Source organism: Rhodococcoides corynebacterioides (assembly GCF_019834675.1).
Taxonomy (GTDB): domain Bacteria; phylum Actinomycetota; class Actinomycetes; order Mycobacteriales; family Mycobacteriaceae; genus Rhodococcoides; species Rhodococcoides corynebacterioides_A.
The window spans coordinates 695,272-707,791 of sequence record NZ_JABUBU010000001.1 but is presented as its reverse complement, the minus strand read 5'-3'; the positions used below and the strand labels follow the sequence as shown (position 1 = coordinate 707,791).

The 12,520-nt window shown below is 73.9% G+C and carries 3 protein-coding genes; all 3 read left to right on the top strand.

What is annotated here, in order from left to right:
- Positions 1 to 34: 34 nt before the first annotated feature.
- From HQ603_RS03310 to HQ603_RS03300, 3 genes are read left to right on the top strand one after another with little or no spacing between them, the layout of a single operon-like run.
- Positions 35 to 10,558 (top strand): non-ribosomal peptide synthetase, encoded by a 10,524-nt coding sequence (locus HQ603_RS03310; protein ID WP_222682887.1) that lies wholly within the window; start codon positions 35 to 37, stop codon positions 10,556 to 10,558.
- On the top strand, positions 10,555 to 11,571 hold the full coding sequence (locus HQ603_RS03305) for an ATP-binding cassette domain-containing protein (protein WP_222682886.1): 1,017 nt from the start codon (positions 10,555 to 10,557) through the stop codon (positions 11,569 to 11,571). Before HQ603_RS03310 ends, HQ603_RS03305 begins: the two co-directional genes overlap by 4 nt.
- Positions 11,568 to 12,506 (top strand): ABC transporter permease, encoded by a 939-nt coding sequence (locus HQ603_RS03300; protein WP_308126339.1) that lies wholly within the window; start codon positions 11,568 to 11,570, stop codon positions 12,504 to 12,506. The genes HQ603_RS03305 and HQ603_RS03300 overlap by 4 nt, the downstream gene beginning before the upstream one ends.
- Positions 12,507 to 12,520: the final 14 nt, after the last annotated feature.

Below are 12,520 nucleotides of genomic sequence, written 5' to 3'. Positions count from 1 at the left end.
CGCTGCGTCGATCGCGAACGCCGGGGGGAAGTCGATGACGGAGGGTGGGCCGGGAGTCGACCGCGCGCCGAGCGAGTGGCCCGACGAGCCCGCGGCGGAGTTCGAGCAGAGCTTCGACCTGACGACCGCGCAGCGCGACATGTGGCTGCTGCAGGAGCTCAACCCCGACGTGACGTTCGCGGTCGCGCACTACATGGAGATCCGCGGCGCCGTCGACATCGAGTTGCTCGAGCGGGCCATGCGCATCGCCACCGTCGACACCGGGTCGATGCTCACCACGCTCGTCACCGACGATCCGGCCGATTCGGCCGACCGGGGCGCGACCCACCGGCCGGCGGTTCGTCAGCGGCTGGACCGCGCGGTGATGGACATGGACCTCGACCACATCGACGTCGGCGACGAGCCCGATCCCGCGGAGGCCGCGGCGGAGCTGATGACCGAGTTCACCCGGCCGGTGGACCTGTACTCCGAGTCGCTCGGCTACACCGCGATCATCACCCTCGGCCCCGACCACCACTACTGGTACGCCCGCGGGCACCACGTCGCCATCGACGGCTACGGCGCGACCGTCGCGGCCGCCCGGACCGCCGAGGTCTACAACGCGCTGCTCGAGGGGCGGACGCCGCCACCGTCGCGCGCCCGCCACCCCCGCGACTTCGTCGAGGCCGAACGCGCGTACCGGGCCTCGCCGCGGTACGCGAAGGACCGCGCGTACTGGGCCGGTGTCGGTCCGACGCTGGGCGAGCCGGTGTCGCTCGCGGGTCGCACCGCCCCACCGTCGGCGTACAACCATCGCTGCGACACCCTGCTCGGCACGGCGGCCGATCGCGCGGTGCGCGGCGCCGTCGGCAGGTTCTCCACCACCCTCGGGGTGGTCGTGACCGCCGCGTTCGCCGCGTTCCTGGCCCGCGCCACCGACACCGGCGACGTCGTGGTGACGCTGCCGATGGCCGCCCGCGTCACGTCGTGGATGCGGGAATCGGCGTGCATGACGGCCAACGCCGTGCCCATCGGGGTCGGCATCGGCGGCGGTCGCACGGTCGGGGAGGTGGTCGCCGACACCGGACAGCGCGTCAGCGGTGCGCTGCGGCACCAACTGCTCCCGGCGTCCGAGATCGCCGATCTGCTCGGCCTGACGGGCGTGACGCTCGGACCCACGATCAATCTCATGCTCTTCGGCGAGCGCATCGTCCTGGGTGACGTCCCGGCCGACCTGGACCTCCTGACCTCCGGACCGACCGCGGACATCGCGGTGACCGTGCACGAGAACCGCGCGACCGGGCGGTTGCGCGTCGACCTCGAGGCCAACCCGGCGCTGTACACCGCCGACGATCTGGTGCTCCACAGCGAGCGCTTCGCGCGGTTCCTGGTCGACTTCTGCACCAGTGACCCCGACACCGAGGTGCGCGCGCTGTCGATGCTCGGGGAGGGAGAATCCGCCGCCCTCGCCTGGACCGCGCCCCGCGCCGTCCCACCGACCTTCGCCACCTTCGCCGACGTGCTCGCGCGGGGCGACACCGTGGACCCGCGCGGGCTCGCCGTCGTCGACGGACGCGTCTCGCTCACCCGGCAGGACCTGCGACGACGGTCCAACGCGCTGGCGCGGACGTTGCTGGACCTCGGCGTCGGTCCCGACGTCCCCGTGGTGTCGGTGCTGCCGCGCTCGCACACGTCGGTCACCGCGGTGCACGCCGTCGCCCGCAGCGGGGGCGTGCACGTGCCCGTCGACCCGGCGCTGCCCGCCGACCGCATCGCCACCATCGTGGCCGACTCGGGCGCCGTCGTCGGCATCACGCTGCCGGACCTCGTCGACGGCCTGCCCGCCGACGTGCACTGGGTGACTCCCCCGACGGCCTCACCCGCGTCGGCCCCCGACCTGTCCGACGCGGTGCGGCCGGGCCCGGATCACCTGGCCTACGTCGTCTACACCTCCGGCAGCACGGGCACCCCGAAGGGCGTCGGCGTCACGCACCGCGGCCTCGCCGCCATGACCGGCGCCGCGATCGCCGCGCACGGCCTGCGGCCCGGCCGCCGAGTCATGCACTTCGTCTCCCCCGGGTTCGACGCATCCGTGCTCGAGCTGGTCCTCGCCTTCGGCTCCGGGGGCACGCTCGTGGTGGTCCCGCCCGGTGTCCACGGCGGCTCCGAATTGGCCGAGGTCCTCCATTCCGGCCACGTCGACGCCGGGTTCGTGACGCCGTCGGCCCTCGCGACGGTCCCGCTGCCGCACGAGCGCATCCTCACCGCCGTCGGCGTCGGCGGCGACGCCGTTCCAGGCGCGCTGGTGGACGAGTGGAGCCCGGGCCGGCGCATGGTCAATGTCTACGGCCCCACCGAGACGACGGTCGCGGTGACGTTCGGGGAGTTGCAGGCGGGCCGAGAGGTCGAACTCGGCGCGCCGTTCCCCGGCGTGCGGGCGCTGGTGCTCGACGCGTCCCTGCGTCCGGTCGCCCCCGGGTGCGTGGGTGAGCTGTACATCGGCGGCGGCGGTGTCGCGCGCGGATACCTCGGACGTGGCGCGCTGACCTCGGAGCGGTTCGTCGCCGACCCGATCGTGCCCGGCGCCCGGCTCTACCGCACCGGCGACCTGGTTCGCCGCACGGCCCGGGACACCCTCGTCCACCTCGGTCGACGGGACCACCAGGTCAAGGTGCGGGGGTTCCGCATCGAACTCGGCGAGGTCGAGGAAGCACTGCGGACGGCGCCGCGGGTCGGCGACGCCGCGGTCCTGGTCCACGGCACCGGCGCGCGCCGCACCCTCGAGGCGTACGTCAGTCCCGCGGGCGCGAGCCTCCCCGAGGCGGACGACGTCCTCGACGCCGTCGCGCGCATCCTGCCCCCGTACATGCTGCCCAACCGCGTGACCGTGCTCGAGCGGATGCCCCTCGGGGTCAACGGGAAGATCGATCGCAAGCGCCTGCCCGCACCGCACGTCCGGGACGAGGTCACGGCGCGGGCACCCGAGACCGAGCACGAGATCCTCGTGGCCGAGGTGGTCGGCGAGATTCTGGATTTGCCCGACGTCGCGGCGACCGACCACTTCTTCGAGCTGGGCGGCAACTCGCTCCTCGCGACGCGCCTCGCGGCGCGTCTGACGGAACGATCGGGTCGCGCCGTCGGAGTCCGGGACGTCTTCACCCTCGCCACCGTCGAGCGCCTCGCCCGCCGCGTGGCCGACGACTCCGGTGCTACCGGGGACGACCGCCGCCCGGGACCGCGCCCCGGCGACCGCGAGGATCCCCCGCCCGCGTCGACCGCGCAGCGCGGGCTGTGGTGGATCGAGCAGTTCCATCCGTCCTCGACGTACCACGTTCCGCTCGCCCTGCAGATCACCGGACCGTTCGACGCCGACGCCGCCAGCGCGGCGTTGCGGGACGTGGTGGTTCGGCACGAGTCGCTGCGCACGGTCTTCCGCGCGCCGGCCGAGGGCGAGAGCGGGCCCGTCCAGGTGATCAGGGACGCGGCGGACGTCGCGGACCTGCTCGACGTCGAGACCCTCGAGGTGGGCCGGTCGTCCGAGGTGGCCGCTGCGCTGGCGTCCGCGACCGCCACGCCGTTCGACCTCGCGGCGGACCTGCCGCTGCGCGCTCGCATCGTCCGGGTCGGGTCCGAGCCGTCGCGGCACGTCCTGGCCGTGGTCCTGCACCACATCTGCGTCGACGGGTGGTCCCTCGGGGTGCTCGCGGCCGACCTGTCGACGGCCTACCTCGCCCGCCTCGCGGGCGCCGCCCCCGCGTGGCCGGCGCCCGCCGTGCAGTACGCCGACGCCTCGGCCTGGCAGCGTCGTGAACTCGGATCGGCGGACGACCCCGACTCCCGCGCCGCCGACCTGCTCGGCTGGTGGACGACGACGTTGGCGGCACTGCCGTCGGCCCCCGGCCTCGGTGCGGACCGGTCGCGGCCACGGGAGCCCAGCGGCCGCGGTGCCGTGGTGTCCGCACCCGTCGGGGACCGACGCCGGACGGCGCTCGAGTCCCTGACCTCGCGCACCGGCACGTCCCGGTTCATGGCCGTGCACGCCGCGCTGGTACTGGTGCTGCGCGGACTGGGCGCGGGCGACGACGTCGCCGTCGGCACGGCGGTGGCCGGCCGTGGCCACGCGGACCTCGACGGCGTTCTCGGCATGTTCGTCAACTCGGTCGTGCTCCGCACGGCCACCTCGGGCGATCGCACGCTCGGCGAGCACCTGGCCGCGGTCCGCGCCACGGACCTCGACGCCCTCACCCGCGCGGACCTGCCGTTCGAGACGGTGGTCGACGCCCTCGATCCGCCGCGCCAGCCCGGCCGACATCCGCTGTTCGACGTCATGATCACCACGCGGACCACGCCGGATCTGCGCACCACGGTGGGCGACGTCGTCCTCGAGCAGTTCCCGCTCGAGGTCGAACGGGCGAAGTACGACCTCGAGCTCGTGATCGACGAGTCCCCCGGGGCACCGCTGCGCCTGGACCTCACGTACGCCACCGACCTGTACGACGCGAGCACGGCACGCGCGATCCTCGACCGTGTGCTCGCCGTCCTCGACGCCATGACCGAGGACCTGACCGCCCCGGTGTCGCGCGTTCCGATCCTGCTGCCGGCCGAGATCGCGGCGACGGTGCCGATGCGGTCGCTCGATCGCGAGCCGCGGCCCGTCGGGATCGAGTGGACGCTCGACGCGCTGGTCCGGCGGCACGCCGCGCGGACACCCGACGCGGTCGCCGTCGTCGACGGGACGCGGCGCACCACGTACGCCGAGTTGGACGCCCTGGTCCGACGCGGAGCCGCGCGCCTGCTCGACAACGGAGTGTCGGCGGACAGCCGCGTCATCGGTCTGGTGCGCCGGTCCACCGAGTCCATCGCCGCGGTGCTGGCGGTCGCTCGCGCGGGCGGCGGCATCGTGCCGGTCGACCCGGATTACCCTGCGGATCGCCGAGCGTTCATGGTGCGGGACAGCAAGACCCTGCACGCGGTGTGCTCGGATCCGGCCGACGTTCCCAGCGACGGGTTCCTGTGGACCACCACCGAGGGTCTGCTGTCCCCGGAGGGCGTGCCGCCCGTCCGCGCCGCGGTGCCCGTGCCCCTCGACTGCACGGCGTACGTGACCTACACCTCCGGTACCACCGGTCGTCCGAAGGGCGTCCAGGTCACCCGGCGAGCGTTCGCGAACATCACGCGTGAGCTGGTCCGCGCCTACCGTGCGGACGCCTCGGCGCGGGTGCTCGCGTTCGCCTCCCCCAGCTTCGACGCGTCGATGCTCGAGCTCGGTCTCGCGTTCGGCTCCGGCGGCGCCCTGGTGGTCGTCCCGCCGGGCGTCGTCGGCGGCGACGAGCTGGCGGCCGTCGTCGACGAGCACGAGGTCACCCACGCGTTCCTCACCCCGTCGGTGCTGTCGACCATGTCGGCGGGAGACGGGCCGCGGCGGCTGCCCTCGACGCTCGGGATCGGCGGCGAGAACTTCGGCGCCGAGCTGCTCGCGGAATGGGGTCCGGGGCGACGCATCGTCGACATCTACGGCCCCACCGAGAGCACCATCTGCTCGCACGCCCCGCATCTCGCGGGCACGGAGGTCTCCATCGGCCTCCCCGTGTCCGGGGTGCGCGCCACCGTGCTGGGCCGCGACCTGACACCGGTGCCACCGGGCACGGAAGGCGAACTGCACCTCTCGGGAGTGCAACTGGCCCGCGGCTACCAGGACCGACCCGCGCTGACCGCGGCGCGGTTCGTCGCGGATCCGTACGGGCCGCCCGGCGCCCGGATGTACCGCACCGGTGACCTGGCCGTGTGGCGGTTCACCGACGCCGTCGGCGGCGCACGACCCGACGTCCGCATCACCGGTCGCAGCGATTTCCAGGTCAAGATCCGTGGTCTGCGCATCGAGCTCGGCGAGATCGACGCCGTCCTCGCCGACGCCCCCGGCGTGGCAGGTGCCGTCACCGTCACGGCGCCCGGGCCCGCCGGGGAGACCGTGCTGGTCTCCTTCGTCCGCCCGGCTCCCGGTGGGTCCGCGGGCGACATCGACGTCGCCCGTGTGCTCGCCGCGGCGCGTGCCGGGTTGCCCCGGCACATGGTGCCGACGGCCGTCGTTCCCCTCGACACGCTGCCGCTGACTCCGGTCGGCAAGGTCGACCGCGCCGCCCTCCCCCTGCCCGACACCCTCGACGGCACCACCGCGCACCGTGCGCCCTCGACCCCCGACGAGCGGGTCGTCGCCGACGTGCTCGCCGCGGTTCTCGGTCGCGAGTCCGTCGGGGTGGACGACGACTTCTTCGCCCTCGGGGGAACGTCGTTGTCGGCCACCGTGTTCACCGCCGCCCTGGCCGAGCGCACGGGCGTTCGCGTTCCGGTCCGTGCGGTCTTCGAGAACCCCACCGTGGCCGGACTGGCGGCCCTCGACGACGTCGCCGGTGTCGCCGGTATCGCGGACGCCACCACGCCGCGGCCGGTGCTCGACCCGCCCGAGCGGCCGGCCGTCGTTCCGCTGTCGTCGTCGCAGCTGTCGATGTGGTTCGCCAACCGCACGCCGGCCGCCGCCGCGTACGTCATCGTGTCGGGTCTCGCCGTGCACGGGCCGCTCGACGACGACGCCGTCGTCGCGTCGTTGAACGACGTCGTGGCGCGCCACGAGTCCCTGCGCACGGTCTACCCCACGTCCGCGGGCGTCCCGACGCACCGGGTCCTCGACTCCGTCGAGATCCCCGTCCGGACCGTCGACGTGTCGTCGGTGTCCGGACCGGATCCGTCCGCGCCGCTCACCGATCACCCCGACGTCCACGCCGCACTGACCGAGCTGGGCGACCACCGATTCGACCTCGCGACCGACGCTCCCGTGCGCGCCTGCATCGTCCACCTGGCGGCCGATCGACACGTGCTGGGCGTGGCGGTGCACCACATCGCGGCGGACGGCGAATCCGTCGGTCCGCTGACGGCCGATCTGCTGGTCGCGTACGCCGCGCGCACGGCGGGCGAGTCCCCGCAGTGGGCGACGCCGCCGGTCCAGTACATCGACCACCTGCTCGCCCGCCGCGCCGCGCTCGACCCCGCTCGCGCGGCCGCCTCGCTGGACTGGTGGCGCACCCGACTCGACGGCATCGCCCCGGAACACGCTGTCGCACCGGACCTTCCGCGGCCGGACCGCACCTCGGGCCGAGCGGATTCCGTCACCGTCCCGCTGTCGGCGCAGACACGCCGCGCGGTGCAGGCGCTGGCGGCACGCAGCCGGGCCACCGAGTTCATGGTGATCCACGCGGCGCTCGCCGCCGTCGTCGCCGCCGAGGGCCGGGCCGCTGTGTCCGGCCCGTCCGACCCGTCCGGCCCGTCCGACGTCGTGCTCGGCACCCCGCACGCCGGCCGCCACGCCGCCGGCCTGGAGTCCATGGTGGGCATGGCCGTCGAGACGGTGGTGCTGCGCACCGCGGTCGACCCGGCGTCGTCCTTCGCGGAGACGGTCGCCGCCGTGCGCGACGCCGACCTCGGCGCGCTCGACCACGCCGAGACCTCGTTCGACGAGGTGGTCGCCGCTCTGGACCCGCCGCGGCATCCCGCGCGCCATCCTGTCGTGCAGATCGTGCTGTCCGTCCGGCCGACCCCGCCCGTGCACGTCGAGTTCGGCGACCAGACGGTGTCGGCCCTCGCGATCGCCCCGCGCCACTCCGCGTTCGACCTGGTGTTCACGGTGACCGCGCGGCGCGACGGCGGCGCCGACGTCGAGGTGACGTTCGCGCGCGAGATGTTCCTGCCCGCGACGGCTCGGCGCCTGGCCGCCGCGGTGTGCGACGTGCTCGAGCGCGGTACCCGCGCGCCGGATCGCCCGGTCGGCGACCTCGCGGCGGCGCCCGTGCCGCGCGGGTCGACGATGGCCGACCTGCTGGTGTCCGCGGCCACCGACGGGCCGCACCGACCGGCGGTGTCGGCGTCCGACGGTCGTCGCACCTACGCCGAACTGCTCGCCGCGGCGGACGCGCTCGCCGCGCGACTGCGGGCCGCCGGCGCGGGGCCGGGCACGGTGGTGGCGGTGGCGATGGGTCGGTCCGCCGCCTCGGTCACCGCGTTCTGGGGCGTCGCCCTGTCCGGGGCCGCGGTTCTGCCGGTCGACCCGACCTACCCGCGCGACCGCCTGCAGTACGTCCTGGACGACGCGGCGCCGGTCGTCGGCCTCACGCGCGAGATCGACGCGGTCTCGCTCCCCGACTCGGTCACCTGGTGGTCGCTCGACCCCGCCGGTGTTCCGACCGACCACGACGGCACCCCACCGCCGCCGTCGGAGCCGGCGCGCGCCGCCCGTCCGGACGACGTGGCCTATCTGATCTACACCTCGGGCACCACCGGGCGCCCGAAGCCGGTCGCGGTCCCCCACCGTGGCCTCGATCGATTCGCGGCGACGCTGCGCAGCACCTTCGAGACCGACCACCGGTCGCGCGTCCTGCACGTCGCGTCCCCCGGATTCGACGCCGCGGTACTCGAGCTCCTCCTCGCCGTCGGCAGTGGTGCCGCGACGATCGTCGCCCCGCCGTACGCCTTCGCGGGATCGGCCCTGGCTGCTGTCGTGAACCGGGAGTCGGTGAACACGGTCTTCCTGACACCGGCCGCTCTGGCCCTGCTCGAGCCCGACGCGGTTCCCGGCGTCCGCACCGTCGGCACCGGCGGTGAGGCCCTGCCCGCCGCCGTGGCCGAGCGGTGGGCGTCCTCCCGTCGCCTGGTCAACGCCTATGGGCCGAGCGAGACCACGGTCGCCGCGACCATGGGTGTGCAGCAGCCGGGTCGGCCACCGCACATCGGGACACCGGTGGCGGGCACGGCGGTGCGTGTGCTCGGGCCGACCCTGGCGGCGGTGCCGACGGGTGAGACCGGCGAGCTCTACGTGGCCGGAGCGGGTCTCGCCGTCGGCTACCCGGGTCGGCCGGGGCTCACCGCGTCGCGCTTCGTCGCCGACGCCGCCGGTCCCCCCGGGACGCGGGCCTACCGCACGGGCGATCTGGTGCGGGTGCGTCCTGCCGACGGTGCCGCCGGACGGATGCCCGACGTCCTCGAGATCCTCGGGCGGTCGGACGCCCAGACCAAGGTGCGCGGCGTGCGCATCGAACCCGCCGAGGTCGAGGCCGTGCTCACCGCCCATCCCGCCGTGCTCGGCGCGGCGGTGCTGGTGAGCCCCGGTCCCGACGGACCGATGCTGGTGGCGCACGTCTGTGCTCCCGGCGTCGACGACGCGGCCCTGCGGGAGCACGCCACCGCCACGCTGCCGCGCACCCACGTACCGAGTCGGTTCGTTCTGCACGAGCGGCTGCCCCTGACCACCCACGGGAAGGTGGACCGCGAGGCCCTGCGGTCGGTGGTCCTCGTCGACGAGGACCGGGACGCCGCCCCGGTGGCGGCCGTGGTGCCCGCGGTGCCCGCGCTTTCCGAGGCGACCGACGAACGCGCCGCGCTGGAGTCGATGCTGCGCTCGGCGTTCGCGGAGGTGCTCGAGGTCGACGACGTCCCCGCGGACGGCGACTTCTTCACGCTCGGCGGCAACTCGCTCGCCGCGGTTCGGGTCCTCGACCTGATGCGCGACCGTCTCGGCGACCGGGTGAACCCCGACGCCGTGGACGTCACATGGTTCTTCGATGCCGCGACACCGGCATCGCTGTCCGCTCGACTACAGGAGGCGATCGTGCTCGACGACGGAATCGACACCCGGCAGCCGGAGGCCATTGCGCCGCCGGCGTCGGCGGCCGTGACACCGCCGCCGGCACCGACGGCCGTGGGTTCGCATCACCGTGCGCCGCGGCGCGCCGCACGCTCGGCCCCGGCCGGGGCGTCGTGGGACGTGGTGTTGCCCCTGCGGTCCGGGGCGGACGACGTCGCCCCGCTGGTCTGCGTCCACCCGGCGGTGGGCCTGTCGTGGAGCTACGCGGGACTGCTCCCCCATCTGGACCCGTCGGTCCCGGTGATGGGACTGCAGGCGCGCGGTATCGCCACGCGCGCACCGGAACCCGCGTCGCTCGGCGAGATCGCCCGCGACTACGTGAACGTGGTGCGGGCCGAGTTCCCCGCCGGGCCGTATCGGTTGCTCGGATGGTCGCTCGGCGGCCTGCTCGCGCACGCGATGGCGGTGGAGTTCGAGAAGCTCGGCGAGGACGTCGATCTCATCGTGCTCGACGCGTACCCGATTCCCGCCGACATGCCACGCGCCGAGATGACGGTGGCCGCGCTGGTCCGCGACTTCGTGCCGATCGACGCCGACGTGCCGGACGATCTGGACGTCGAGGGTGCGATCGCCCTCATCCGCGGTGTGGGCGGACCGACCGCGCACCTCGACGCGGATCGGATGCGTCGCCTGCACGAGCGGTACCGACTGTTCGTCGACCTCGGCCACGCGCATACCCCGGGCCGGTTCGGCGGGGACCTGCAGGTCTTCTCCGCGGCGTCGGGTCCGGACACGGGGCTCGGCGCGTGGTCGTGGCGCCCGCACGTGGCGGGGTCCATCACCGACACTCCCGTCGACGCGGCGCACAACGCGATGGGGTCCGCCGAGGCGCTGGCCGCGGTCGCGCGTCGGCTCGGCGGGTTCCGATCCGCCACCGTCGGCACTCGATGACGGCCGTCGACCCGCGGAACGCCCCCGCGGTGGAGGTGCGGGGCCTGGTGAAGGACTACTCCTCGCGGCGCGGATCGCACCGGGCGTTGAACGGCATCGACCTCACTGCCGCGGCCGGTGAGGTGACCGCGGTGCTCGGACCCAACGGTGCCGGCAAGACGACCACCGTCCGCATCGTCGGAACGCTCGTTCGGCCGACGGCCGGCACCGTCACGGTCGCCGGGGTGGACGCGGTGCGCGATCCCCGTCGGGTGCGGGGGCTGATCGGCCTGTCCGGTCAGTACGCCGCGGTCGACAACAAGCTCACCGGCTACGAGAACCTGCGCATGCTCGCCCGCCTGTACGGCGCCGGCGCGCGCGACGCACGAGCGCGGGCACGGCAACTGTTGGAACGGTTCCGGCTCGACGACGTCGGCTCGCGCGCCGTGTCCACCTATTCGGGGGGCATGCGGCGACGCCTCGACCTCGCCGGCGCGCTGGTCGCCCGGCCGCCGCTGATCATTCTCGACGAGCCGACCACCGGCCTGGACCCGCGTAGCCGCAACGACATGTGGGACATCGTCGCCGAACTCAAGGCAGAAGGGACCGCGGTTCTGCTCACCACCCAGTACCTCGAGGAGGCGGACCGGTTGGCCGACGCGATCGCCGTGATCGACCGCGGCGTCGTCGTCGCCCGCGGCACACCGACGGAACTCAAGGAGCGGGTCCGGCCTCCCGCTGTGGACGTCCGGCTGCGCCGGCCGGAGGATCTACGGCTGGCCTCGGATCTGTTGCCGAACATGAACTTCCGGGTCCACCGCACCACGGTCGCGGAGGGGTGGTTCACCGTGGACGGGCGGCACGGCAGCGCCAGCATGGTGGACGTGCTCTCCCGCCTGCACCGCACCGGCATCGACGTCGGTGACGCGCGGATCAACGTGCCGGACCTCGACGACGTCTTCTTCGAATCCACCGGCCGCTCCGCCGAGCCGATGGGGGCCGTCGAAGCGGTCGGCGCCGGGGAGCCGACGTGACCACCTACCGACCCGAGCGCACCGAGCACCGTCCCGCCCACGGCGGTGGTGGTGGTGCGACCGGCCGCGAACCCGGCGCCGCCCGGCACGCACGCCGACCGAGTCCGGAACCGTCGATCCCGGCGGTGCGTCCCCAGAACGTCCACAGCTTCCTCGTGGACTGCCTGACCATGACCCAGCGCAACCTGTTGACCATCCTGCGGGTTCCGCAACTGCTGCTCGGCGCCACGGTGCAGCCGCTGATGTTCGTGCTGCTGTTCTCCTACGTCTTCGGCGGGGCACTCGGCGGCCCCACCTACCGCGAGTTCCTCATGGGCGGCATCTTCACCCAGACCGTGGTGTTCAGCGCCGCGTTCACCGCCATCGGACTGGCGACGGACAGCAAGGAGGGCATCGTCGACCGGTTTCACTCCCTGCCCATGTCCCGGGTGTCGATCGTGTTGGGCCGCACCCTGTCCGACACTCTCGTCTCGGTGGTCTCGATCGCCGTGATGATCGCCGCGGGCTACGCCGTCGGGTGGCGCATCCGCTCGTCGGTGCTGGACGCGCTGGGGGCCGTCCTGCTGCTCATGTTCTTCGGCTTCGCGATTTCCTGGCTGGGCGCGGTGGTGGGCCTCGTCGCCGGTACGGCCGAGAGTGCGCAGAGTGCGCTCATGATCGTGTTGTTCCCCATCACGTTCATCTCGTCGGCGTTCATTCCCTCGTCGACGTTGCCGGGGCCGTTGCGCGCGTTCGCGCAATGGAATCCGATCACGTCGACGGCGCGATCCACCCGCGAGGCGTTCGGCAACCCGGTGGCGCCGTCACCGGCCATCCGCGAGCCGGTCAACTGGGCGTCGATGCACCCGACGGCGTACTCGATCGTCGTCTCGATCCTCGTTCTGGCGGTGCTGGTCCCGGTGGCGCTGCGGGTGTCGCGGTCGTCCGACGGGTGACCGAACGCGACCGA

Bases quoted from the DNA above. Each gene is read 5' to 3' on its own strand.
- HQ603_RS03310 (WP_222682887.1), top strand. From the start codon at position 35: ATGACGGAGGGTGGGCCGGGAGTCGACCGCGCGCCGAGCGAGTGGCCC.
- HQ603_RS03305 (WP_222682886.1), top strand. From the start codon at position 10,555: ATGACGGCCGTCGACCCGCGGAACGCCCCCGCGGTGGAGGTGCGGGGC.